The organism is Pseudomonas sp. GW821-FHT01E05, from assembly GCF_059422425.1.
Genome location: NZ_JBWKWW010000002.1, coordinates 190,401 through 215,172, shown reverse-complemented (window position 1 = coordinate 215,172; position 24,772 = coordinate 190,401). Strand labels below are relative to the sequence as shown.

The following is a 24,772-nucleotide window of genomic DNA, read 5'->3' as shown; positions in this document are numbered from 1 at the left end:
AAGCGCCCGACTTGTCTGAATGGCATAAGTCTTGCGCGCTTTCATTTATGTCCAGGCTCGCAGGAGGCACGCCGTGTCGATTCATGTCGCATTGCACCATGTCACGCATTACCGATACGACCGCGCGGTCGAACTCGGCCCGCAGATCGTTCGCCTGCGTCCGGCGGCCCACAGCCGCACGCGGATTCTGTCGTATGCGCTGAAGGTTCTACCGGAGCAGCACTTCATCAACTGGCAACAAGATCCCCAGGGTAATTACCTGGCGCGACTGGTGTTCCCGGAGAAAACCAATGAGCTGCGGATCGAGGTCGATCTGTTGGCCGAGATGGCGGTGTTTAATCCGTTCGATTTCTTCCTTGAGCCTTATGCGGAAAAGATTCCTTTTTCCTACGCTGCTGACGAACAGCGTGAGCTGGCACCGTACCTGGAAACGCTGCCGCTGACGCCGAAGTTCAAGGCATATCTGGGCGGCATCGACCGCACGCCGCTGCCCAGCGTCGACTTTCTGGTTGCGCTGAATCAGCGTTTGAGCGAAGACATCGGCTACCTGATTCGCATGGAACCGGGTGTGCAGACGCCCGAGCAAACCCTTGAGAACGCTTCCGGCTCCTGCCGTGACTCCGCCTGGTTGCTGGTGCAATTGCTGCGCAACCTCGGTCTTGCAGCGCGGTTTGTCTCCGGTTACCTGATTCAACTGACCGCCGACGTCAAAGCCCTCGACGGGCCATCCGGCACTGAAGTGGATTTCACCGACCTGCATGCCTGGTGCGAGGTGTACTTGCCCGGTGCTGGCTGGATCGGCCTGGACGCGACGTCAGGGCTGTTTGCCGGTGAAGGGCATATCCCGTTGGCCTGTAGCCCCGATCCGTCCTCTGCCGCGCCGATCAGTGGCTTGGTCGAGCCGTGCGAGTGCGAATTTACCCACGAAATGTCAGTGGAAAGGATTTGGGAGGCCCCGCGGGTCACCAAGCCCTACACCGAAGACCAGTGGCTGGCGATCCAGGCATTGGGTCGGCAGATCGATGCTGACCTGCTTGAGGGCGATGTACGCCTGACCATGGGCGGCGAGCCGACCTTCGTTTCGATCGACGATCCGGATGGCGCTGAATGGAACACCGCGGCGCTGGGGCCGGATAAGCGCAGGTTGTCCGCTGAGCTGTTCCAGCGGATGCGCAAACACTACGCGCCCAAGGGGCTGGTGCATTTCGGGCAGGGCAAATGGTACCCCGGCGAACAACTGCCGCGCTGGTCGCTCAATTGCTATTGGCGCCGCGATGGCGTGCCGATCTGGCACAACAGCGCGCTGATTGCCGATGAACAGCAAGACTATGGTGCTGATGGTGAGCTGGCCGGGCGTTTTCTGGCGAGTGTGGCCGAGCGCTTGAAACTGCCGACACGCTTCGTGTTTCCGGCCTACGAAGACAATTTCTATTACCTCTGGCGTGAAGGCGCCTTGCCGCTGAATGTGAGCGCCGAAGACTCACGCCTGGGCGACGAGCTCGAACGTGCCCGCCTGCATAAAGTCTTCAACCAGGGCCTGGATAAGGTTATCGGCCAGGTCCTGCCGCTGGCGCGCACTGCCAAGGGTGATCAATGGCAGAGCGGTCGTTGGTACTTGCGCGAAAACCATTGCCGACTGGTGCCGGGTGATTCGCCGCTGGGCTATCGCTTGCCACTGGCCTCGCAGCCTTGGGTGACGGCAGCGGAATATCCGTTTGTGCATCCCACCGATCCGAATCAGGACTTGCCCCGGCTGCCCGATACCGCGCAGCTGCAGGATCATGGCGATCCGGCGCTGAGCGATGAGCGCATACCAAAAATCGATGAGTCCGCTGACTGGCTGACCCGCACCGCGTTTTGCGCCCAGGCGCGGGAAGGGCGCCTGTATCTGTTCATGCCACCGCTGGAGCGGGTCGAAGACTATCTGGAGCTGGTCAGTGCCATCGAGGCGACCGCCGAGGAGCTGCACTGCCCGGTGTTGCTGGAAGGCTACGAGCCGCCGAGCGATCCGCGTCTGAGCAACTTCCGCATTACGCCGGACCCGGGTGTGATCGAGGTCAACGTGCAGCCCTCAGCCAGTTGGGACGAGTTGGTGGAGCGCACCGAGTTTCTCTATGAAGAGGCGCGGCAGACGCGACTGTCCACCGAGAAGTTCATGATCGACGGCCGCCACACTGGCACCGGCGGCGGTAACCATTTCGTACTCGGTGGCGCGACACCGGCCGACTCACCATTTCTACGTCGCCCGGACTTGCTGCGCAGCCTGATCAGCTACTGGCATAACCACCCGTCGCTGTCCTACCTGTTCTCCGGGTTGTTTATCGGCCCGACGTCCCAGGCGCCGCGTGTGGACGAAGCGCGTAACGATGCGTTGTATGAGCTGGAGATCGCCTTTGCGCAAATGCCCGAGCCGGGTGAAGAATGTCCGCCATGGCTGGTCGACCGCTTACTGCGCAACCTGCTGATCGACGTCACCGGTAACACCCACCGCGCCGAGTTCTGCATCGACAAACTGTATTCACCCGATGGTGCTACTGGCCGCCTTGGGCTACTGGAGTTGCGGGCGTTCGAAATGCCGCCCCATGCGCGCATGAGCCTGGCCCAGCAACTGCTGCTGCGAGCGCTGGTGGCGCGGTTCTGGCGTGAGCCTTATGCGCCTGGCAAGCTGGCCCGTTGGGGCACGGAACTGCATGACCGCTTCCTGTTGCCACACTTTATCGAACAGGATTTCGCCGACGTCATCGTTGATCTGAACGCCGCCGGCTATGCCGTGCGCGCCGAGTGGTTCGCCGCGCATCTGGAGTTTCGTTTTCCGAAGGTCGGCGATTACACCGTCAGCGGCATCCAGCTGGAACTGCGTCAAGCCCTCGAGCCATGGCATGTACTGGGTGAAGAGGGCGCGGCCGGAGGCACGGTGCGTTATGTTGATTCGTCGCTGGAGCGCTTGCAGGTCAAGCTCAACGGCTTGCCGCCGCAGCGCTATGTGCTGACCTGCAACGGCATCCCGGTGCCACTGCAACCGACCGGGCGGGTCGGCGAGTTCGTCGCTGGCGTGCGTTTCCGCGCCTGGCAGCCGGCCAACTGCCTGCAACCGACCATCCCGGTGCATGCGCCGCTGGTGTTCGACCTGCTCGATACCTGGATGCAACGCTCGCTGGGTGGCTGTCAGTACCACGTCGCCCATCCGGGCGGGCGCAACTACGACAGCTTGCCGGTAAACGCCAATGAGGCCGAGAGCCGACGGATGGCGCGTTTCTTCCGCCTTGGCCACAGCCCTGGCACCTTGCCGGTACCGACCCTGACGATCAACGATGAGCTGCCGATGACGCTCGATTTGCGACGTTTCTAAAGCAGACACGACGCCCGGATTTTTCGCATATCCGGGCGTCATCTGTCTGCGCTAATCTGACTTTTCCTTGCTGTCTGCCGAGCTTTCCATGCCTGACCTGCTTGACCGCTACCCGCTGACGGCGGGCACTTATCACGAAATGCTCGACGACAGTGGCGCCGTGCGTGCGCACTGGCGGCGGCTGTTCGACCAATTGCAGCGCAGTACACCTGCGCAACTGGTTCAGCGTCAGGCGCTGCTGGCCCGGCAGATCCAGGAAAATGGCGTCACCTACAACGTCTACGCCGACCCCAAGGGCGCTGATCGCCCGTGGGAGCTGGATTTGCTGCCCAATGTGATTGCTGCCGATGAGTGGCAGCAGCTCGCCGCCGGCATTGCTCAGCGGGCGCGCTTGCTCAATGCAGTGTTGGCGGATCTGTACGGCCCTCAACGATTGATCGCTGAAGGGCTGCTGCCGGCCGAGCTGGTCTTCGGTCACAACAATTTCCTCTGGCCTTGTCAGGGCATTCAGCCGCCTGACGGGGCCTTTCTGCATCTGTACGCCGTGGACCTGGCGCGCACTCCCGATGGACGTTGGTGGGTGACGGCTGACCGGACTCAAGCACCGTCGGGTGCCGGTTATGCGCTGGAAAATCGCACCATCGTCTCGCGAGCCTTTCCAGAGCTGTACCGCGATTTGCAGGTGCAGCATCTGGCCGGGTTTTTCCGCACCTTGCAGGAAACCCTTGCTCGCCAGGCACCGAGTGATGATGAAGCGCCGTTGGTGGTGCTGCTGACGCCGGGGCGTTTCAACGAAAGTTATTTCGAGCATCTGTATCTGGCACGCCAGCTCGGTTACCCATTGGTCGAGGGCGGTGATTTGACCGTACGCAACGCCACGGTCTATCTGAAGACGCTGAGCGGTCTGCGTCGGGTGCACGCCATCATGCGTCGGCTCGACGATGACTTCTGCGACCCGCTGGAGCTGCGCACCGACTCGGCCCTCGGTGTTCCGGGCCTGCTCGAGGCCGTGCGCCAAGGCCGGGTGCTGGTGGCCAATGCCTTGGGCAGCGGGGTGCTGGAATCGCCGGGATTGCTGGGGTTTCTGCCACGGATCAATCAATTCCTGTTCGGTGAAGAACTGATCCTGCCGTCCATCGCCACCTGGTGGTGCGGTGAGGCGCCCGTGTTGGCTGAGGCGCTGGAGAAGTTGCCGGAGCTGCTGATCAAACCGGCCTTTCCCTCACAAAGTTTTTCTCCGGTGTTCGGTCGCGACCTGAGCGATGAACAGCGCCAGGACTTGGCCGAACGCATGCAGGCTCGGCCGTACGCCTATGTCGCGCAGGAGTTGGCGCAGCTGTCCCAGGCGCCGATCTGGCAGGCCGAAGACGGCCAGTTGCAGCCGCGCGCCATTGGCATGCGGGTGTATGCGGTGGCCAGTGCCGGCGGCTATCGCGTGCTGCCCGGTGGTTTGACCCGGGTGGCGGCCGAGGCTGACGCCGAGGTGGTGTCAATGCAGCGCGGCGGTGCGAGCAAGGACACCTGGGTGTTGGGTGAGCGTGCGCCCAATGGCGAGCATTGGAAGACCCAGCGAACCATCGGCGTGCATGATCTGGTGCGCCGCGATCCGTACTTGCCTTCGCGAGTGGTGGAAAACCTGTTCTGGTTCGGCCGCTATTGCGAGCGTTGCGACGACAGTGCCCGTCTGCTGCGGATCATGCTGGCGCGGTATGTCGACGGTGATGACCCGCAGGCGTTGCAGGCCGCGGTCGATCTCGGCGAGAACCTGATGCTGTTGCCGGACGAAGGCGAGTTGCCTGAGCGGTTGTTGGCGGCGTTGCTCGGTGACGACTGGTCGTTCAGCCTGCGCTCCAACTTGCAGCGCTTACAGTGGGCGGCCTCGCAAGTGCGCGGCAAACTCTCGCGGGAAAACTGGCAAGCGCTGGTGGAACTGCAACGCGAAGCCATGGCGCTGGAAACCGACGAACCGGATTTTGGCGAGTTACTGGATTTTCTCAACCGCTTGGTGATGTCGCTGGCGGCGCTGTCCGGGTTTGCCCTGGACGACATGACCCGCGACGAAGGCTGGCGCTTTTTGATGATTGGCCGTCGACTTGAACGACTGCAGTTCCTCAGCAGCAGCCTGGCGGCGTTCCTGCGCGGTACGGCGGCGTTTGATCAGGCCGGTCTGGAATGGCTGCTGGAGCTGGGCAACAGCAGCATCACCTATCGCTCACGCTACCTGGCGGTGGCGCAGTTGATCCCCGTGCTCGATCTGTTGCTGCTTGATGAACAGAACCCCCACGCAGTGTTGTTCCAGTTGAAGCTGGTGATGCGAACCCTCAAGCGTTTGAACGACGACTTTGGCGTGCCGCGAGAAACCGGGCTCGTTGAACTGGTCGAGCGTTTGGCGCGCGTTGACCTGGGCTGCCTGGAAAACGCCCTGTTCGGCGAGGCCAGTGTGCGCGCCGCCCTTGATGGCCTGGCGGACCTGCTGCAAGAAGTCGCCGATGTCAGCGGGCAAGTGTCCGACCGCCTGGCGTTGCGGCATTTTGCCCACGTCGATGATGTCAGCCAGCAAACGGTGTCCGTCTGATGAGCGCCCATTACCAGATTCTCCACGACACTCACTACCACTACGACAGCCCGGTGTCGCTGGCCCAGCAGCTTGCTCACCTATGGCCGCGACCCTGTGCGTGGCAACGTTGTACCGAACAACAACTGCTGATCAGCCCGGAGCCGAGCTCGCGTCGCGACGAGCAGGATGTGTTCGGTAACCCGTTGACCCGGCTGGCCTTCGAACGGCCCCACGATGAGCTGCAGGTCAATGCCCGGCTCACGGTCGAGGTGCTGGCCAGGCCCGCGCTGGATTTCAACCAGTCACTGGCTTGGGATGCGACCCGTAGTGCGCTGACTTACAGCAGCCAGCCGATTTCCCCAGTGCTGCTGGAAGCCTGCCGTTATCGCTTCGAATCGCCTTACGTGCATTTGAAAAGCAGCTTCGTCGAGTTTTCCGAGAGCTGTTTCCCTCTCGGCCGGCCGTTGTTGCTGGGCGTTCAGGCGCTGATGGAGAAGATTTTCAGCGAGTTCACCTTCGACGCCGAGGCGACCCAGGTCGCAACGCCGCTGGTGGAAGTGCTGGAGCGTCGGCGTGGGGTGTGTCAGGACTTTGCGCACTTGATGCTCGCGTGCCTGCGTTCCCGTGGGCTGGCGGCGCGTTATATCAGCGGCTACCTGCTGACCCAGCCACCGCCTGGCCAACCGCGCCTGATCGGGGCGGATGCGTCCCACGCCTGGGTTTCGGTGTTTTGTCCGGTGCTGGGCTGGGTCGACTTTGATCCGACCAACAACGTGCAGCCAGCGCTGGAGCACATCACTCTGGCCTGGGGTCGGGATTTTTCCGATGTATCGCCGCTGCGCGGGGTGATTCTGGGGGGCGGCAGCCATGATCCGGAAGTGCGGGTGACGGTGATGCCGTTGGAGTAACGAAGATCCAATGTGGGAGCGAGCCTGCTCGCGATTGCAGTCAGACAGTCACACAAATGTTGGATGTGCAGCCGCCATCGCGAGCAGGCTCGCTCCCACAAGGGGATAGGCTAGTCGTTTCTGGCTGGGGGATTCAGGATTGGACTGTGAGGGTCAGCAGCGTAACTGCTGACCCTGGACACAGATCCGGAGGGCCTGATCAGATCATCGGGCCTGGAGGGACTCAGGCGTCAGGAGCCTGATCTTTCGGTGCTTCAACATCATCGGCAACCACTTCACCTTCTGCATCCGGGTTCAGGGCGGCTGCTTCTTCTTCAGCTGTAGCTTTCTTGCGTTGAAGCTTTTCCTCTTTCTTCTGCTCTTTGGCCAAGTCTCTCTGACGTTTGGCGAACGAGTAATTAGGTTTAGCCATGGGCGATCCTCTGGGGTCGAAGGTGAGGTTGAGCGGCGCGTATTCTGCCTTTAAACAGGGCTCAAGGGTTAGCTGGGTTTTTGCCCGACCCATTTTGGCGGCACCAAAGGTTTCCACGCATCCAGTACATCCAGCAACTCTTGCGGCGATTCGCTCACTTGCAGCATGGCACGGTGATGGTCGCGAACGAAGCCTTCGCCGACGACATGATCAAGAAAACCGGTGAGTTTCTCGTAAAAACCGTTCACTTCCAGCAGGCCCAGCGGCTTGCCGTGGTAACCCAGTTGGCCCCAGGTCCAGACTTCAAACATTTCTTCCAGGGTGCCCAAGCCGCCGGGCAGCGCGATAAAGGCGTCGCTCAACTCAGCCATACGGGCTTTGCGCGCATGCATGCCGTCGACCACTTCCAGGCGGCTCAGGCCTTCGTGACCGATTTCCGAGTTCTTGAGGCTTTGTGGAATGATCCCTATCACTTCACCGCCGGCTGCCATTGCAGCATCGGCGACGATGCCCATCAAGCCAACGGCACCGCCGCCATAGACCAGGGTCAGCTTGCGTTTGGCCAACTCGCGACCCAAGGCCACGGCTGCTTCACGGTAGGCCGGATTGTTGCCGGTACTGGCACCACAAAATACACAAACAGACGCTAAAGACATGCCTTACTCCAAGGTCAGTGACGACCTCAGAGTAATGGCTGGCTGGTGGCTCTCCAAGCTTTAAACCTCGCGTTGCGGCTTTTCATAGGTGCCGCTGGCACCGCAGGCGTAAGCGGCAAGCAAAATGCGAAAAAGGCTACTAAGGTGCATGACAGGCGCTCCGGATGGGGATGACGACCTGATCATAGGGTGCTGCCTGGCGTCTGGCCGGTTGATTGTTTCAATGAGTGTAATAGCCCGAAAGTTGTATACAATTTCTTGATTCAGGTCATAGGAACTTGCGCCAATTTCAGGCAATCTTCACTCCATGTGTCTTTTTTCCTAACCCTGCCTTGGAGATTCACCATGTTTGCCAAACTCGTTGCGGTTTCCCTGCTGACACTGGCTAGCAGCCAATTGATGGCTGCAGAGTGCAAGGTCGATGTCGACTCCACCGATCAGATGTCCTACAACACCAAGGAAATCACCATCGACAAGAGCTGCAAGACCTTCACCGTCAACCTGGCGCATTCCGGCAGCCTGCCGAAGAACGTCATGGGTCATAACTGGGTACTGAGCAAAACTGCAGACATGGCCGGCATCGCCACCGACGGCATGGCCGCCGGTATCGACAAGAACTACCTGAAGGAAGGTGACGAGCGCATCATCGCCCACACCAAAATCATTGGCGCTGGCGAGAAAGATTCGGCGACTTTCGACGTCTCGAAACTGACCGCGGGCGAAAGCTACCAGTTCTTCTGCTCGTTCCCGGGGCATAACTCGATGATGAAAGGCGCTGTTGTCCTGAAGTGATCACATCGCGAGCATAAAAAAGCGTCCCTGAGGGACGTTTTTTTTTGTGCTTGGCAATTGAGGAATCAATGATCGTTCCCACGCTCTGCGTGGGAATGCCTCACTGGACGTTCTGCGTCCGCTTCTGTGACGCGCAGCGTCACGGGCTGCATTCCCACGCAGGAGCGTGGGAACGATCTTGCGGTTTGCGGTTTACGGCGCGAACGGCATCACACGCTTGTGATGGGTTTTGTTGTACGTATCGCAGATGATCTTGAACGCCTCTTCACGCACCGGCTGGCCATGCAGGAAGGCATCGATCTCGGCATAGGTCACGCCGTGGGAGGCCTCGTCCGGTTTGCCGGGCGATAGGTCTTCCAGGTCGGCGGTCGGGACTTTCTCCACCAGTGACTCCGGCGCGCCGAAGTATCGAGCGATGGCCCGAACCTGATTTTTCACCAGCCCGCTCAATGGTGCGAGATCGCAGGCACCGTCGCCGAACTTGGTGAAGAAGCCCATCACTGCTTCCGCCGCGTGGTCAGTCCCGATTACCAGACCCTGAGCCGCGCCGGCGATGGTGTACTGCGCGACCATGCGCATCCGCGCCTTGGTATTGCCCAGGACGAAATCCACCGAGACCGCGTGCTTGCCTTCAAAGGCCGCGACTTCGCTGGCCAGGGCCTTGACTGCCGGGCCGATATTGACCGTGTGGCGCTCGTCCGGTGCGATGAAGTCCACCGACGCCTGGGCGTCGTGTTCGTCGAACTGGATGCCATAGGGCAGGCGCACCGCGATGAAACGGTAGTTATTGTCACCTGTGCGTTCGCGCAGCTCGCGCGCCGCGCGCTGGGCCAAAAGACCGGCGGTCAGGGAATCGACGCCGCCACTGATGCCCAGCACCAGGGTCTTGAGCCCGGAATTGAGCAGGCAGTCCTGGATAAAGGTGATCCGCCGGGCGATTTCCGCCTCGAGGGCGGCGTGATCGGTAAAGGGCGGTTGGACCTTGAGCTGTTCAGCAATCTCACGCTGTACGGCTTGCATGATTCACTCCTTGCTTGATTTGCCAAATGGGGCGGCAGGTACTTTGAAAACGTGGCGCAAATAGGCGACAAAATTCGGGTCTTTGCAATGGCTCTTGGCCGCTTCATCGGAGATTTTCGCGACGGGCTCACCATTGCAGGCGGTCATTTTAAGCACGATGCTCATCGGTTCGACACCGGGAATATCGCACGTCAGGTTGGTGCCGATACCGAAGCTGACATTGATCCGGCCACGCAGCGCGCGAAATATCTCCAGGCACCTGGGCAGTGTCAGGCTGTCGGAGAACACCAATGTCTTGCTCATCGGCTCGATACCCAGCTTGTGGTAGTGAGCGATGGCCTTTTCGGCCCAGAGGATCGGGTCGCCGGAATCGTGGCGCAGGCCGTCGAACAGCTTGGCGAAGTACAGATCGAAGTCGCTCAGGAAGGCATCGGTGGTGATGCAATCGGTCAGGGCGATCCCCAGCAGGCCTCGATATTCGCGAACCCAGCAATCGAGCGCAGCGATCTGGCTGTCGATCAGCCGTGGGCCGAGTTGCTGGTGGGCCATGATCCATTCGTGGGCCATGGTGCCCAGCGGCTTCATGTCCAGTTCGCGAGACAGGTGCACGTTACTGGTACCGACGAATCGCCCAGGGAAGTCGTGCTTGAGCACGTTGACCACTTCTTCCTGGACCCGATACGAGAAGCGCCGACGGGTGCCGAAGTCGGCGACTTGCAGGTGTGCCAGTTCATCGGCGCTGGCATTGGCTGTCAGCCAGTCGAACTTGCGGTACAGCTGCTCGCGGGCCTGTTCCAGGACAATTTCGCGGTAGCGATAACGGTTACGTACTTCGCTGACAATCGCCAGCAGTGGCACTTCCAGGAGGATGACATGCAGCCACGGACCGCGCAGGCGGATGAATAACTCACCATTTTCGATGCCGGTGTGGACGTAGCGCAGATTGACGCGGAACAAGCCGAGAAATCGCAGAAAGTCCGGCTTCAGGAAACTGATGTGTTCCAGAAAACTCAATTGATCGGCGCTCAGGCTCAATTCGGTGAGACGCTCGATCTGAAATCGAATCTCCGCCAGATAGGGGCGCAGATCCTCGCTGTTACGGCAGCGAAACTCCCATTCGACTTCAACGTTGGGGTAGTTGTGCAGCACCGCCTGCATCATGGTCAGCTTGTAGAAGTCGGTGTCGAGCAGGTTCTGCACGATGCGATCGGCAAACACACTCTCGCTCATAACGGGAATCTCCAGACTGGTCGCCGCTTGCGCCGCGGTATTTCAGCTATTTCAATGAATAGGGCTAGTGGCGCATATCAGCGGCCCGCTTTGCCAGTGTTTTTTAAGACGCCTGCGGACTTTCGATTTGCTCCAGCATCCAGCGCACAAAATCCCGGACCTTGGGCACTTCCGCTGAATGCTCCGGGTAGGCCAGGTAATAGGCGTCCTTGCTGGGCATTGCGTGTTGCCACGGGATGACCAGTTTGCCGTCGGCCAGCTCTTCTTCCACCAGAAACCGCGGCAACAGCGCCACGCCGCAGCCGACCTGGGCGGCGCGGATGCACATATAAAAGGTTTCGAAACGCGGGCCGTGATAGCTGTGTTCGGTCTGGTAACCCTGGCTATCGAACCAGTCATGCCAGGCCTGGGGCCGGGAGGCATTTTGCAGTAGCACCAGTTCGCTGAGTTGCGTCGGGTCTGTAAACGGTTTGTCCGGCAGGCTGCCCGGCGCGCACACTGGCACAAGCTCTTCGCCGAACAGCTTCAGGCATTCGGTGCCGGGTCGCGAGCCCTGGCCAAAGTAGAAGGCCAGATCGCTGCGGCCTTGCAGCAGGTCGTCGGCTTCCTGCTCGTTGCACAGGTCCAGATGGATATGCGGATGACGCAGGCGCCAGCCCTTGAGCCGCGGCACCAGCCAGCGTGCGCCGAAGGTCGATGGCGTCGAGACCCGCAGGACTTCGGTTTCACCGCCGTAGGAGCGCAGGTAATGGGTCGACATCTCGACTTGGGTGAGGATTTTGCGTACTTCAACCAGATACAGATCACCGGCCGGCGTCATTTGCAGGCGTCGACGGACGCGCCGAAACAGCAGGTGCTGGAGCAGCTCCTCGAGCTGCGCGACCTGTTTGCTGACCGCACTCTGGGTCAGGTTCAACTCTTCGGCGGCGCGGGTGAAGCTCAGGTGACGGGTGACTGCTTCGAAGCACTGCAATGCGGTGATCGATGGCAGATAGCGTTTATTCAGCATGGGATGGTCCCTTGTTCTTGTCTCAGCGCTGCTATGCCGATGCAGCATGAATAAACGGAATGATATCTCGCCTAAAGGTCGTTTGTTGGCAAGTCTCGGGCCAGCTACAAATACAGGCCTGAGTAGTCGCCTTTACGGGCTACGAAAATTCTGTTTTTCATGTTTAAGGAGTAACCCATGGTTGCCGCATTGCTTGATCGTCTAGGTGTAAACCCGGCCTTGTATCAAACCGGTAAACAGCCCGTTCATACGCCGATCGACGGCAGCCTGATTGCCTCCGTGAACTGGGAAGGCGCCGCCGAAGTCGAACAGCAGGTCAGTCGCGCAGAGCATGCGTTCGAGCTCTGGCGCAAGGTGCCGGCGCCGCGTCGTGGCGAGCTGGTGCGCCAATTGGGCGATATTTTGCGTGAGTACAAGGCCGATCTCGGTGAGCTGGTGTCCTGGGAGGCCGGCAAGATCACTCAGGAAGGCCTGGGTGAAGTGCAGGAAATGATCGACATCTGCGACTTCGCCGTAGGTCTGTCTCGCCAACTGTATGGTTTGACCATCGCTTCCGAGCGCCCGGGCCACCACATGCGCGAAACCTGGCATCCGCTGGGGGTGATCGGGGTGATCAGCGCGTTCAACTTTCCGGTCGCGGTCTGGGCCTGGAACACCACGCTGGCGCTGGTCTGCGGCAACGCGGTGATCTGGAAACCGTCGGAGAAGACCCCGCTGACCGCACTGGCTTGTCAGGCTTTGTTCGAGCGCGTGCTGAAGAACTTCAGTGATGCACCGGAATACCTCAGCCAAGTGATCATCGGCGGTCGCGATGCCGGTGAAGCGTTGGTCGATGATCCGCGTGTGGCCTTGATCAGTGCCACCGGCAGCACCCGCATGGGCCGAGAAGTGGCACCGAAAGTCGCGGCCCGTTTCGCCCGCAGCATTCTTGAGCTGGGCGGTAACAACGCGATGATCCTGGGCCCAAGCGCCGACCTCGACATGGCCGTGCGGGCGATTCTGTTCAGCGCGGTCGGTACTGCCGGTCAGCGTTGCACCACCCTGCGTCGCTTGATCGCACATGAGTCGGTCAAGGACGAGATCGTTACCCGCCTGAAAGCCGCTTACTCCAAAGTGCGCATCGGACATCCGCTGGAAGGCAACCTGGTCGGTCCGCTGATCGACAAACACAGTTTCGAGAACATGCAGGACGCGCTGGAGCAGGCGTTGAGTGAAGGCGGCCGGGTATTCGGTGGCAAGCGCCAACTGGAAGACAAATTCCCCAACGCCTACTACGTGTCTCCGGCCATCGTCGAAATGCCGGAGCAGAGCGATGTAGTCTGCACTGAAACCTTTGCGCCGATTCTGTACGTGGTGGGTTACAAGGAATTCGCCGATGCGCTGCGCTTGAACAACGCCGTGCCACAAGGCCTGTCGTCGTGCATCTTCACCACGGACGTGCGTGAGGCCGAGCAATTCATGTCCGCGGTGGGCAGCGACTGTGGTATCGCCAACGTCAACATCGGCCCGAGCGGAGCGGAAATCGGCGGCGCCTTTGGCGGTGAGAAAGAAACCGGTGGCGGCCGTGAGTCCGGCTCCGATGCATGGCGCGGTTACATGCGCCGCCAGACCAATACCGTCAACTACTCGCTGGAATTGCCGTTGGCCCAAGGCATTACTTTCGACTGAGTCGATTGTTTGATGATGATCGTTCCCACGCTCCCGCGTGGGAATGCAGCCAGTGACCCTCTGCGTCACGGCCGAAGCAGACGCGGAGCGTCCAGTGAGGCATTCCCACGCAGAGCGTGGGAACGATCAACGAGGGTTGGTTAGGTTTCATTTTCGGAGTCTGGCAATGCCGTTACGCGAAGAATGTCTGTGGGAAATACTGACGCCGCAAAGGCCTGACAACGCCGCGCTCAAAGGCGAGGTGACGGTGGATGTCTGTGTGATCGGCGCGGGTTTCACCGGTTTATCGGCAGCGGTGCATTTGCTTGAACAGGGCAAAAGCGTCTGTGTGCTGGAGGCTCATCGCGCCGGCCATGGCGGTTCGGGACGTAACGTTGGGCTGGTGAATGCCGGGATGTGGATTCCCCCGGACGAGATTGAAGCCGGTTTCGGTGAAGCGATCGGCAGTCAGCTCAACCGTATGCTCGGCGCGGCGCCATCACTGGTGTTCAGCCTGATCGACAAATACAACATCGATTGCCAGTTGCGCCGCGAGGGCACGCTGCACATGGCCCACAACGCCCGCGGCGAAGCGGATCTGCGCAGTCGTGAAGAACAATGGAAGCGTCGCGGTGCCCCGGTGGAGTTGTTGACGGGGGCTGCCTGCGAAGCTGCCACCGGCACAAAGAAAATCGCCGCCGCCTTGCTTGACCGGCGTGCTGGCACGCTCAATCCAATGGCCTATACCAGCGGTCTGGCCAAGGCTGCGGTCGGTCTGGGTGGGCAGCTGTTCGACCATTCGCCGGTCACTCGGCTTGAGCGTCAGGGCCAGCGCTGGTCGGTGCAGACTGCACAGGGTTCGGTGCTGGCCGAGAAAGTCGTCATTGCCTCCAACGCCTACACCGAAGGCGACTGGACCGAGCTGCGGCGTAACTTCTTCCCCGGGTATTACTATCAAGTGGCCTCAAAACCGCTGACCGAGGACGCGGCGCAACAGATTCTGCCCGGCGGCCAGGGCTCCTGGGATACCCGGCAGGTACTGAGCAGCATTCGTCGGGATGCCGACGGGCGCCTGTTGCTGGGCAGTCTGGGGAATGGCAATCAGAAACCGGCCTGGTTCTTGAAATCCTGGGCCGATCGGGTTCAGCAGCATTACTTCCCTTACCTCAAACCGGTGGAATGGGAATACACCTGGACCGGTTGCATCGCCTTTACGCCCGATCATTTGATGCGCTTGTTCGAACCGGCGCCCGGTTTAGTGGCAGTCACCGGCTATAACGGTCGCGGCGTAACCACCGGCAGCGTGGTTGGCAAAGCCTTCGCCGATTACCTGTGTAACGGAAATCCTCAAGCCTTGCCGATTCCCTTCGCGCCCATGCAGCCACTGGCAGGGGTTGGGCTGCGCAGCTGTTTGTACGAGGCGGGCTTCTCCCTGTATCACGCGGGCCAGTGCTTGCGGATCGTTATCTGATTGTCGAAATCCGGTGCTGGATGCGGCGCTTTTCAGCGAAGCGGCTAGCCTGTAGTGGTGCGGGTTGTAGCAGTCTCGCACCGACAGTGTGCACTTCGGTGACGCAGGTTGTTACAGGGTGGTTGCACGTCATTAAGTGTCTTGGTTGCAATGATGGCACTTGTTGGTTGCGCCTTTTAAAAATAAAGGTTTCACCTCTCGCGGTTTAGACGGTTGCACGCCCAATGAAAAAGGGCTCGAAACAGTCGAAATAACAATATAAGAGCGACTTTTTTCAGAATAAAAAACCTATGGCACGGCCCTTGCTCTGCGCTTGTAGCTGAATCAAAGCTTCCGCTGAAGTTGCTGTGCTAACTAAAAAACCTCAGGAGCACCATCACATGTCGCAGACGTTTTACAGGAAAGGTTTTCTGGCACTCGCAGTCGCTACTGCATTGGGTGTTTCTTCGTTTGTTCAGGCGGATGTCAAAATTGGTGTGGCAGGTCCGATGACCGGTGCTAACGCTTCCTTCGGCTTGCAATACATGAAAGGCGCGCAAGCTGCGGCGGATGCAATCAACGCCCAGGGCGGCATCAACGGCGAAAAAATTGTGCTGGTCCAGGGCGATGACGCCTGCGAACCGAAACAGGCCGTAGCTGTCGCGAACAAGATGGTGCAGGACAAGGTTATCGGCGTTGTCGGGCACTTCTGCTCGTCGTCGACCATCCCTGCTTCCGAGGTCTATTCCGACGCAGGCATCATCGCAATCACTCCGGGTTCTACCAACCCGGCGGTCACCGAGCGCGGCCTGCCTGCCATGTTGCGTTTGTGCGGGCGTGATGACCAGCAAGGTATCGTCGCGGGTAACTACATCGTCGACGTCCTGAAAGGCAAGAAAGTTGCCGTCATCAACGACAAGGACACCTACGGTAAAGGCCTTGCGGACGCGACTGCCAAGCAGTTGACCGCGCGTGGCGTGAAACCGGTTCTTGAAGAAGGCTTGACCCGTGGCGAGAAAGACTTCAGCGCCCTGATCACCAAAGTCCGTTCGGTAGGCGCTGATGTCCTTTACTTCGGCGGCCTGCACCCGGAAGCCGGCCCACTGGTTCACCAACTGCGCGAGCAAGGTCTGAAAGACGTCAAGTTCATGTCCGATGACGGCATCGTGACTGACGAAATGGTCACCACTGCCGGTGGTGCTCCGTTCGTCGATGGCGTGTACATGACCTTTGGCGCTGACCCGCGTCTGATTCCAGACAGCAAGGCTGTCGTGGATACCTTCCGCAAGTCCGGTTACGAGCCTGAAGGCTACACCCTGTACGCCTACGCCACGGTGCAAGCCCTGGCTGCCGGCTTCAACGGCGCCAAGTCGAACAAAGGTGAAGAAGCCAGCAAATGGCTGAAAGCGCACCCGGTGGAGACCGTGATGGGCAAGAAGGAATGGGATAGCAAGGGCGACCTGAAAGTCTCCGACTACGTGGTTTACAAGTGGGACGCTGCGGGCAAATACCACCAGCTGGAAACACAGAAGTGAGATAAGCGCATTGCCAGGCCTGGGTCTCTCGATATCAGTCGTGGGGCGCAGGCCCGGCTTTGGTAATGGGTTCTGCAATCGTGCCGACCCGGTATTTTTCTTCTGAGCCACATGAACCCGGCCAGGTGCGCCTCACAAGGGCTCATCGACACCGGGTTCGCGGTGGCCTCTCAAGTTAGTGAGAGTGCATGATGGACGGTATTTTCCTGCAACAAGTTATCAACGGTCTGACTCTCGGGTCGGTCTACGGCCTGATCGCCATCGGCTACACAATGGTCTACGGCATCATCGGTATGATCAACTTCGCCCACGGCGAGGTTTATATGATTTCCGCGTACCTCGCGGCGATCAGCCTGGCTCTACTGTCCTGGTTCGGTGTCGAATCCTTTCCGTTGTTGATCCTGGGCACCTTGCTGTTCACTGTCTTTGTGACCGGTGTGTATGGCTGGGTCATCGAACGCATCGCTTACAAACCGCTGCGCAACTCCACCCGACTGGCACCGCTGATCAGTGCTATCGGCGTTTCTCTGATCCTGCAGAACTACGCACAGATCGCTCAGGGCTCACGGCAACAGGGTATTCCTACGCTGTTGAGCGGTGGACTGAGATTCGATATCGGTACTGGTTTTGTGCAGATCACCTACACCAAGATCTTTATTCTGGTTGCAGCGTTTGTCGGGATGGCCCTGCTGACCTACATCATCAAGTACACCAAGTTGGGGCGCATGTGTCGTGCGACTCAACAAGACCGCAAGATGGCCTCGATCCTCGGGATAAACACTGATCGAGTGATCTCCTACGTGTTCATCATCGGAGCCGCCATGGCTGCGCTGGCCGGTGTCCTGATCACGGTGAACTACGGCACCTTCGATTTCTACGCAGGCTTCGTGATCGGCATCAAGGCCTTCACCGCTGCGGTGCTCGGGGGGATTGGTTCGCTGCCTGGCGCCATGCTTGGCGGGATCATTCTCGGCATCTCCGAGTCGCTGTTTTCCGGCGTGATCAACTCTGACTACAAGGACGTCTTCAGCTTCTCGCTGCTGGTACTGATCCTGATTTTCCGTCCTCAAGGCCTGTTGGGTCGCCCACTCGTGGCGAAGGTATAAGTATGTCCGACGCTAATAACAAACCTATCGATATCAAAAAAAGCCTGATCGACACCGTCCTGGCCGGGTTGATTGCCCTGATTGTCTTCGGCCCGATCGTGGGCGTAGTGCTTGAAGGTTATAGCTACAACCTGCAGCCGACGCGTGTGGCCTGGATGGTCGGGGCGGTGATGATCGGGCGTCTTGTCTTGAGCCTGTTCCTGCAGACCGCCAAGGGCGTGAAGGTACAGCAAAGCTTCGAAGTCATCGGCTCAGGCGTGCATGTGCTGCCACCTGATTACAAGTCACGGCTGCGTTTGATCATCCCGGGTTTGATCGTGATCGCTATCGTGTTTCCGATCTTCGCCGACAAGTACCTGCTGACGGTGGTGATCCTGGGACTGATCTACGTATTGCTGGGCCTTGGCCTGAACATCGTGGTCGGTCTGGCAGGCCTGCTCGACTTGGGTTATGTGGCGTTCTATGCCATCGGCGCCTATGGCCTGGCACTGGGTTATCACTACCTTGGCCTGGGCTTCTGGACCATGTTGCCGCTGTCGGCACTTATGGCGGCGCTGGCCGGATGCATACTCGGCTTCCCGGTCTTGCGCATGCACGGCGACTACCTGGCCATCGTGACCCTGGGCTTCGGTGAAATCATTCGCCTGATACTGACCAACTGGCTGTCCTTCACGGGCGGGCCGAACGGTATGCCGGTGCCATCACCGTCGGTTTTCGGTATTGAGTTCGGGCGCGTGGCGAAGGATGGCGGGATACCCTTCCATGAATTCTTCGGGACTGAGTACAATCCGAACGTAAAGTTCATGCTCATCTATGGCGTGCTGTTTCTCGTCGTGATGCTGGTGCTGTACATCAAGCATCGTCTGACCCGCATGCCGGTCGGGCGTGCCTGGGAAGCCTTGCGCGAAGATGAAATCGCTTGCCGCGCCATGGGTCTCAACCACGTACTGGTCAAGCTGTCGGCCTTTACCCTGGGGGCTTCCACTGCAGGTCTGGCCGGTGTGTTTTTCGCCAGCTATCAAGGCTTCGTCAACCCGACCTCGTTCTCGTTCTTCGAGTCGGCCTTGATCCTCGCCATCGTCGTGCTCGGCGGTATGGGGTCGACCGTCGGTGTGGTGATCGCCGCGTTCGTGCTGACCGTCGCCCCGGAACTGCTGCGCGGCTTCGCGGAATACCGCGTATTGCTGTTCGGCGTCCTTATGGTGCTGATGATGATCTGGAAACCGCGTGGCCTGATTCGTATCAGCCGTACCGGTGTGACCCCACGTAAAGGAGTGGCGCCATGAACGATGAAGTCATTCTCTCGGTAGACAACCTGATGATGCACTTTGGCGGTATCAAAGCCCTGAGTGATGTCAGCTTGAAGATCAAACGCAACTCGATCTCTGCCCTGATTGGCCCCAACGGCGCGGGCAAGACCACGGTGTTCAACTGCCTGACCGGGTTTTACAAGGCCACGGGCGGGCACATCCAGCTCAACAGCCGGGGCACCAGTACCAATGTGATCAAGCTGCTGGGTGAACCGTTCAAGGCGACCGATTTCGTCTCGCCAAAAACCTTTGGCAGTCGTCTGTTCTACAAAATGTTCGGTGGCACGCACCTGATCAATCGCGCGGGTTTGGCGCGCACCTTCCAGAACATTCGTCTGTTCCGGGAAATGTCGGTATTGGAAAACCTGTTGGTGGCCCAGCATATGTGGGTCAATCGCAACCTGGTGGCGGGGATTCTCAATACCAAGGGTTACCGCAAAGCCGAAAGCGACGCGCTGGACCATGCATTCTATTGGCTGGAAGTGGTGGACCTGGTGGATTGTGCCAACCGTTTGGCCGGGGAACTGTCCTACGGCCAACAACGGCGTCTGGAAATCGCCCGGGCCATGTGCACGCGGCCGCAGATCATTTGCCTGGACGAACCGGCTGCCGGTCTCAACCCGCAGGAAACCGAAGCCCTGAGCAAGATGATTCGGTTACTGCGCGACGAACACGACCTGACCGTGGTGCTGATCGAACACGACATGGGCATGGTCATGAGTATTTCCGATTACATCGTGGTACTTGATCACGGCAACGTGATTGCCGAAGGTGGTCCGGACCAGATCCGCAACGATCCGAAAGTGATTGCTGCGTACCTGGGTGCTGATGAAGAGGAGTTGGTATGAACGAACCGATCCTCGAACTGAAAGAGATCGAAGTGTTTTACGGGCCTATCCAGGCCCTGAAAAAAGTATCGTTGCACATTAACGAAGGTGAAACCGTCAGCCTGATCGGCTCCAACGGTGCCGGCAAGTCGACGCTGCTGATGTCGATCTTCGGTCAGCCGCGGGCCAGCAGCGGGCACATCATCTATCGCGGCGTCGACATCACGCACAAGTCATCGCACTACATCGCCTCCAACGGCATTGCGCAGTCGCCGGAAGGGCGGCGGGTGTTCCCCGACATGACCGTCGAGGAAAACCTGTTGATGGGCACCATCCCCATCGGCGACAAGTTCGCAACCGAAGACATGCAGCGCATGTTCGAGATGTTTCCGCGACTCAAGGAGCGTCGCAATCAGCGCGCCATGACCATGTCCGGCGGCGAACAGCAAATGCTGGCTATCGCTCGGGCACTCATGAGTCGACCCAAGTTGCTGCTGCTCGATGAACCGTCGCTGGGGCTGGCGCCAATCATCGTAAAGCAGATCTTCCATACCCTGCGTGAACTGGCGGCCTCCGGGATGACTATCTTCCTGGTGGAACAGAACGCCAACCATGCGCTGAAGTTGTCGGATCGGGCGTACGTGATGGTCAACGGTAAAATTCGCTTGACCGGCACCGGCGAGGAACTGTTGGTCAACGAAGAGGTGCGCAACGCTTATCTAGGCGGTCACTGAGTTCTCCGTTGCAGGACCCAGCCCCGGCGAGCAATCGCCGGGGCTTTTTTCGGTCTGCAAAACGACACCAATCCCTTGTGGGAGCGGGCTTGCTCGCGATAGCGATCTGTCAGTCACCTCAATGCTGAACATGCCGCCGTCATCGCGAGCAAGCCCGCTCCCACAAGGATCGCGGTGCTCTATCGAGAAATTGTGGAAAACAATATTTATAACCTGCTAAAGCGCGACATAAAGCCGCTGCAAATAGTTGTTTTGTCACGGTTTTGACTTGTCCCCGATTGCTGTGGAACTGGCTGTGGGTAACGTGGGAGTAGCTGGCTGTAAGCCTTGATTGGCGTGGCTTGTAGTGATGCGGTTGTTTTTTGATCAATGGTTTTTACGTAGCTTTGAATGGGGAATGTCAACCTTTTTATTGTCACAGAAGAGGGCCGAAAAAGCGTGTTGCAGCCTGTGGATAAGTCTGTGGTTAAACTCTGGAAAGACTCGGCAAGGCGGCGTAGTTACTGGCCTGGCACCATCCTTGATGGTTACACCCGGTGCCACGTTTTTGGCGTGCTACATAGGCAGGGGGCACAGGTCAAGCAAAAAACTTCCATATTTGCGCTCAAAGCCTTGTGGATAGAGGCCTGGCGGCTTTTCGACTTGCCCCCAAAGACTGTGGATCGGCCTGTGGATAAGGTGCGTGTATATGGCTGCGAGGCAGAGCTGACAAGGCCTGGAAATAAGTGAGTGTTTTTTGTACAGGGGCTCTGGCCGAACCCTCATGACGACGGTTATCGGTTCAGGTATTCTGCGCGCCTTGGCGCCCCTGCGAATGGGCGCGTGTCGCTTGACGACCTGGAGCAACTGCATGACCGATAGTCCCGCTTCTGTTCCGGTCGAGCCCGCCAGCCCGATGGCCAGGCTACGCGAGCGAATCACCTATAACGTGGCTCTGCTGGACCTCGGCGGGCGCGGGCTGGTGCTGATCGGCGGGCTGATTTTGCTGGCCTGGATCACCTCCGGTATCTACAAGGTTCAGCCGGACGAGCAAGGTATCGTGCTGCGGTTCGGTCGCTGGCAGCAGACCACCGAATCAGGGCTGCATTATCACTTGCCCTTTCCCGTTGAAACGGTACTGCTGCCCAAAATTACCCAGGTCAATCAGCTGCAGTTAGGCAGCGGTGGCAGCGCACAGACCTCCGCCAATACTGGCTCGCGCGACAAGCAGATGCTGACTGGCGACGAGAACATCGTCGAGGCTGATTGCACGGTGTTCTGGCGGATCAAGGACGCGCGATTCTATCTGTTCAAAATCAGTGACCCGGAGCGGTCGGTGAAGGTCGCAGCCGAAAGTGCCCTGCGCGAAGTCATCGGGCGTACGCCGATTCAGTCGGTGATGTCCGACAAGCGCGCACAGATTGCCGATGAAACCCGCGAGCTGCTGCAACAGTTGCTGGACCGCGAGCAGGCCGGGATCCTTATCACTCAGGTGCAGTTGCAACGGGTCGACCCGCCGCCGCAGGTGATCGATGCCTTCAACGACGTGCAGCGTGCCCGCGCCGACCAGGAGCGCGCGCGCAACGAAGCCGAAGCCTATGCCAACGACGTGATTCCCCGTGCTCGCGGCGATGCGGCGCGCATCACCCAGGATGCCGAGGCCTACAAGGCCCAGGTCGGCAACCTGGCCGAGGGGGAGGCAAAGCGTTTTCTCTCGGTCTACAACAGCTATGTGCAATCCAAAGATGTCACTGCCTGGCGTCTTTACATGGAGAGCATGGATGAAGTCCTGAAAAAAGCCTCCAGGGTCGTCATCGACTCCTCTGGAAAGGGCATGTCTGGTGTGGTGCCCTACATGCCGCTCAGCGATCAGGGAAAACCTGTGCACAAGGACGCCCGACCATGAACCTCAAGCTCAAATGGCTGGCCGTGGCAATGGGCGCTGCCGTGCTCTGGGCCTTGGCCGCGTCAGTGTATGTGGTCGACGAGTCGCAACAGGCACTGATCATTCGTTTTGGCGCCCCCATGGGGGTGGCCGGGGAGCCGGGGCTGAAGTTCAAAGTGCCGTTCAGCGATTCGCTGGTGTTCTACGACAGCCGCCTGCAAACCCTCGCTTCCCCTGCCGAACAGGTCATTCTGGGCGATCAGAAGCGCATTGAGGTCGAGACCTACACCCGCTTTCGCATCAGCGATCCGCTCAGGTTTTATCAGACAGTGGGGACGCTGGATCAAGCCAATGCACAACTGACGCAAATGGTCAGCTCTTCGCTACGGCGTAAGCTGGGCGAGATCTCGCTGCGCTCGTTGTTGTCGCCGGCCCGTCAGCAGGAAGTTGCGACCATCGAAAAGGACGTTGCGGACAAGGCCCGGGCGCTCGGCATCGAGGTGACTGAAGTGCGCCTGCACCGTGCCGACCTGCCACTGGAGGCCAGCCAGGCGATCTACGACCGGATGAAATCCGAGCGTCAACGCGAAGCCAAGGAGCTACGCGCGCAAGGTTTTGAATGGGCGCAGCAGATCCAGGCCAAAGCCGACCGTGATCGCACGGTGCTGTTGTCCGAGGTCCAGCGCCAGTCGGCGATCACCCATGGAGAGGCGGATGCCGATGCCAACCAGATCCTCTCCGCGGCCTTCAGCAAGGACCCTGAATTCTATAAGTTGTACCGCTCGCTGCAGACCTACCGTCAGTCAATGGCCGACAGCCAGCCGATGCTGGTGTTGACGCCGGACGCCGAATTTCTCAAGCAATTTCGCACCGGGCCGGCAGCGACCAGCGCCAGGTAGCGATAGCCATGAGCGACCTTGCGGCAGATCGCAGATTCCATTCATGTTGCTGTTGTTGTTCTTGCTGGCGCTCGGGCTGTATGCCGGGTGCGCGGTTCGCTGGGACGATGTTCCCATGATGCATTCTCTTGTCGGGAAACCGCTCCATGTTATTTGAAGGTGCGCTGCACGCGCTGGGCATGACTTTTCAGGTGTTCCTGCTGGACCTGATACTGTCCGGCGACAATGCATTGGTGATTGCGCTGGCCTGTCGCGGGCTCCCGCCGCATCAGGTGAGACGGGCGGTGATGATCGGTACCAGCGGCGCTATTGTCCTGCGGGTGCTGCTGACCACGCTGGCCGGCTGGTTGCTGTTGGTACCCTGGCTCAAGCTGGTCGGCGCGGTGCTGTTGCTGGTGATTGCGATTCGACTATTGACCGGAGAGGAGCCGGACGAGGAGGGCAATCTGGCGGATAGCTCACTGTCGACGCTGAGTGGCGCGGTGGTAACCGTGTTGACTGCGGATCTGGTCATGAGCATGGACAATGTGGTCGGGCTGGCAGCCGTGGCTCAGGGCAGTGTCTTCTATCTGGTGCTGGGATTGCTGTTGAGCGTACCGCTGTTGATGTTCGGCAGCCTGCAGATCACCCGGATGCTTGAGCGCCAGCCGTTGCTGGTCTCGATCGGCGGTGCATTGCTGGGTTATGTCGCGGGGGATATCGCGGTCTCCGATCCGGTGGTCGTCGGCTGGGTCAATAGCCAATCGCCTGCGCTCAATCAGGTGGTGCCGCTGCTGTGTGCGATCTTCGTGCTGGTCCAGGCGCGCATTATCCGCCGCCAGCGCGCCCGGCTGCCCAAGCCGGCACCCAGGCTGCGGGCCATGCCCTCGCCAGTGCGGCAGGTGGAGTCTGACAGCCCGCTCAGCGAGCCGGTTGCGCTGCCGGAAGTCGCGTGCGAGGTTGCCGTTACTGACGCCCAATCGCAACCCGTCGCACCTGTGCTGGAGGTCTGCACCAACGAGACAGCCGATCTGGCGCCGCGGCTGCCTGGTCGATTGTTCGGCGCCTATAGTGGGGCAGTGACGGTGCTGGCGGGGCTCGGTGGGATTTTCCTGCTCAGCGGACTGCTGTATAGCCTGATTGGTGGTGTGTCCACGGGTCTGATACCTACGCCGCAAAAGGACAATGTCTACGTCTGCACGGGGGCGAGTACCACGCTTTATTATCGCCCCGGCGGCAGCTCGGTTCGGATGGTCACGGGCGGCGGCGAAGCCACGGGTTACGTGAGTTACAAGAAGATTCTCTGGGATAACCAGCAAAACGCAATCAAGGAACTGCACCTGACACCGCCCAGCGAGATCGAAAAGACCAGCGCCACTGTCGTCACCCTCAATGGTGGCAGTTTCTCGCAGATCCAGTGCGCGCGAGCCCAGTGATGCGATCGGATAAGACCCGGTTGCCGCTACGACGCCAGCCGGGCATGCTGCA

At 59.5% G+C, this 24,772-nt stretch carries 19 protein-coding genes; 14 read left to right on the top strand and 5 right to left on the bottom strand.

Features of this window, described 5'->3' with window-relative positions; translation table 11 throughout:
* Positions 1-73: 73 nt before the first annotated feature.
* The 3 genes from AC07W5_RS04515 (at position 74) to AC07W5_RS04505 (ending at position 6,814) form a co-directional block, all read left to right on the top strand.
* On the top strand, positions 74-3,349 hold the full coding sequence (locus tag AC07W5_RS04515) for a transglutaminase family protein (protein ID WP_495022862.1): 3,276 nt from the start codon (positions 74-76) through the stop codon (positions 3,347-3,349).
* A gap of 88 nt (positions 3,350-3,437) precedes the next feature.
* Positions 3,438-5,924, top strand: a complete 2,487-nt coding sequence (locus AC07W5_RS04510; RefSeq protein ID WP_495022861.1) for a circularly permuted type 2 ATP-grasp protein — start codon at positions 3,438-3,440, stop codon at positions 5,922-5,924.
* Complete coding sequence (locus AC07W5_RS04505; protein WP_495011238.1) at positions 5,924-6,814, top strand: transglutaminase family protein; 891 nt, start codon at positions 5,924-5,926, stop codon at positions 6,812-6,814. The genes AC07W5_RS04510 and AC07W5_RS04505 overlap by 1 nt, the downstream gene beginning before the upstream one ends.
* Positions 6,815-7,037: 223 nt before the next feature.
* Here the strand turns inward: AC07W5_RS04505 and AC07W5_RS04500 are convergent, their stop codons facing one another.
* On the bottom strand, positions 7,038-7,226 hold the full coding sequence (locus AC07W5_RS04500; RefSeq protein WP_150640425.1) for a hypothetical protein: 189 nt from the start codon (positions 7,224-7,226) through the stop codon (positions 7,038-7,040).
* 68 nt (positions 7,227-7,294) lie between these two features.
* A complete protein-coding gene (locus tag AC07W5_RS04495) occupies positions 7,295-7,882 on the bottom strand; it encodes a cytokinin riboside 5'-monophosphate phosphoribohydrolase (RefSeq protein WP_495011239.1) in 588 nt (195 codons plus the stop codon).
* 345 nt (positions 7,883-8,227) lie between these two features.
* On the opposite strand from AC07W5_RS04495, the gene azu reads away from it, so the two are divergent.
* Entirely contained in the window at positions 8,228-8,674 is a 447-nt protein-coding gene (azu, locus tag AC07W5_RS04490; protein ID WP_494993452.1) for an azurin, read from the top strand.
* 192 nt (positions 8,675-8,866) lie between these two features.
* Here azu and nadE read toward each other — a convergent pair whose 3' ends face one another.
* The 3 genes from nadE to AC07W5_RS04475 form a co-directional block, all read right to left on the bottom strand.
* The gene (nadE, locus tag AC07W5_RS04485) at positions 8,867-9,694 is read right to left on the bottom strand and encodes an NAD(+) synthase (protein ID WP_495022860.1); all 828 of its coding nucleotides are present in this window, start codon (positions 9,692-9,694) and stop codon (positions 8,867-8,869) included.
* 3 nt (positions 9,695-9,697) lie between these two features.
* Positions 9,698-10,924, bottom strand: coding sequence for a nicotinate phosphoribosyltransferase (pncB, locus tag AC07W5_RS04480; RefSeq protein ID WP_494993454.1), 1,227 nt, complete (start codon positions 10,922-10,924; stop codon positions 9,698-9,700).
* A 103-nt stretch (positions 10,925-11,027) separates the two neighbouring features.
* The gene (locus AC07W5_RS04475) at positions 11,028-11,933 is read right to left on the bottom strand and encodes a LysR family transcriptional regulator (RefSeq protein WP_494993455.1); all 906 of its coding nucleotides are present in this window, start codon (positions 11,931-11,933) and stop codon (positions 11,028-11,030) included.
* A 177-nt stretch (positions 11,934-12,110) separates the two neighbouring features.
* On the opposite strand from AC07W5_RS04475, the gene amaB reads away from it, so the two are divergent.
* From amaB to AC07W5_RS04425, 10 genes are all read left to right on the top strand, one after another.
* Positions 12,111-13,601, top strand: coding sequence for an L-piperidine-6-carboxylate dehydrogenase (gene amaB, locus AC07W5_RS04470; RefSeq protein ID WP_494993456.1), 1,491 nt, complete (start codon positions 12,111-12,113; stop codon positions 13,599-13,601).
* 166 nt (positions 13,602-13,767) lie between these two features.
* Positions 13,768-15,051, top strand: a complete 1,284-nt coding sequence (gene amaA / locus AC07W5_RS04465) for an L-pipecolate oxidase (RefSeq protein WP_494993457.1) — start codon at positions 13,768-13,770, stop codon at positions 15,049-15,051.
* 380 nt (positions 15,052-15,431) lie between these two features.
* Positions 15,432-16,565 (top strand): ABC transporter substrate-binding protein, encoded by a 1,134-nt coding sequence (locus tag AC07W5_RS04460; RefSeq protein ID WP_494993458.1) that lies wholly within the window; start codon positions 15,432-15,434, stop codon positions 16,563-16,565.
* A gap of 191 nt (positions 16,566-16,756) precedes the next feature.
* On the top strand, positions 16,757-17,671 hold the full coding sequence (locus tag AC07W5_RS04455; RefSeq protein ID WP_495023000.1) for an ABC transporter permease subunit: 915 nt from the start codon (positions 16,757-16,759) through the stop codon (positions 17,669-17,671).
* Between the two features lie 2 nt (positions 17,672-17,673).
* Positions 17,674-18,957, top strand: a complete 1,284-nt coding sequence (gene livM / locus AC07W5_RS04450; protein WP_495022859.1) for a high-affinity branched-chain amino acid ABC transporter permease LivM — start codon at positions 17,674-17,676, stop codon at positions 18,955-18,957.
* Positions 18,954-19,829 (top strand): ABC transporter ATP-binding protein, encoded by an 876-nt coding sequence (locus tag AC07W5_RS04445; RefSeq protein ID WP_494993460.1) that lies wholly within the window; start codon positions 18,954-18,956, stop codon positions 19,827-19,829. The genes livM and AC07W5_RS04445 overlap by 4 nt, the downstream gene beginning before the upstream one ends.
* A complete protein-coding gene (locus AC07W5_RS04440) occupies positions 19,826-20,542 on the top strand; it encodes an ABC transporter ATP-binding protein (protein WP_494993461.1) in 717 nt (238 codons plus the stop codon). The genes AC07W5_RS04445 and AC07W5_RS04440 overlap by 4 nt, the downstream gene beginning before the upstream one ends.
* Before the next feature lie 850 nt (positions 20,543-21,392).
* On the top strand, positions 21,393-22,427 hold the full coding sequence (gene hflK / locus AC07W5_RS04435; RefSeq protein WP_495022858.1) for an FtsH protease activity modulator HflK: 1,035 nt from the start codon (positions 21,393-21,395) through the stop codon (positions 22,425-22,427).
* Positions 22,424-23,305, top strand: coding sequence for a protease modulator HflC (hflC, locus tag AC07W5_RS04430; protein ID WP_495022857.1), 882 nt, complete (start codon positions 22,424-22,426; stop codon positions 23,303-23,305). The genes hflK and hflC overlap by 4 nt, the downstream gene beginning before the upstream one ends.
* A gap of 146 nt (positions 23,306-23,451) precedes the next feature.
* The gene (locus AC07W5_RS04425) at positions 23,452-24,720 is read left to right on the top strand and encodes a TerC family protein (RefSeq protein WP_495022856.1); all 1,269 of its coding nucleotides are present in this window, start codon (positions 23,452-23,454) and stop codon (positions 24,718-24,720) included.
* Positions 24,721-24,772: the final 52 nt, after the last annotated feature.